Here is an 811-nt window from a genome sequence, read left to right on the forward strand (position 1 = left end):
CCCGACAGGGGCCCCGCGGAGACCCCGCCGCCCGACAAGGAGCCTCCACCGCCGCCCGCGTCGGGCGCGACGCTGTGGTTGGACAAGGAGGGCGCGGCCCAGGACGACCTGGCGCTGGACCTGGCGGTGGACGCGTCCGGGGACCTCTTCAGCGTCGCGGTGCATGGCTACGACGACCTGGAGGCCCGGGCTCCCACGGACGACTCCGTGGTGCTGGTGCTCACGCGGCGGACGGGGACGGGCGAGACGCTGTGGACGCGCGCCTTCGACGTCATCACGGACTCCGCACCCGAGGAGCTGCGCGCCGAGGTCGAGGCCCGCGTCGCGGCGGATGGCGCGGGCGGCCTGCTGGTGGCCGGCAACGTCCGAGGCATCGTGGACCTGGGCACGGGCAAGCTGGGCGACGGCGGTGGCGAGAGCGTCTTCGTGGCGAGGCTGGCCGCGGACGGCACCACGCTCTGGGCGCGCACGGTGCCGGCGGCGTTGAGCGTCGCGGACGTGGCGGCGGACACGCAGGGCCGGCTGTACGTGGCCTATACGGCGCCGGGCTCGGTGGACCTGGGCGGGGGCGTGAAGGGGGCCCGCGCGGGCGTGGCGGTGTTCGGGGCGGACGGCACGTCGGAGCGGGCCATCACCGTGGGCAACGCGGAGTCCGAAGGCGCGGGCACGCAGCCGCTGGCGCTGGCGCTGGCGGAGGACGGGAGCCTGGCGGTGGCGGGGCGCTTCGTGGGCACGGTGCGCTTCGGCTCCACCAGCACGCAGGCGTCCGGGGCGGGCAGTCCGTTCGTCGCGCTCTACCGTGCGAACGGGG

1 pseudogene is annotated in these 811 nt (G+C 76.4%); it reads left to right on the forward strand.

From position 1 onward, the window contains the following. Positions 1-811, forward strand: a pseudogene (locus D7X12_RS43360) (hypothetical protein); the annotation flags it as partial.

Source organism: Corallococcus sicarius, from assembly GCF_003611735.1.
In the GTDB taxonomy this organism is placed as follows: Bacteria; Myxococcota; Myxococcia; order Myxococcales; family Myxococcaceae; genus Corallococcus; species Corallococcus sicarius.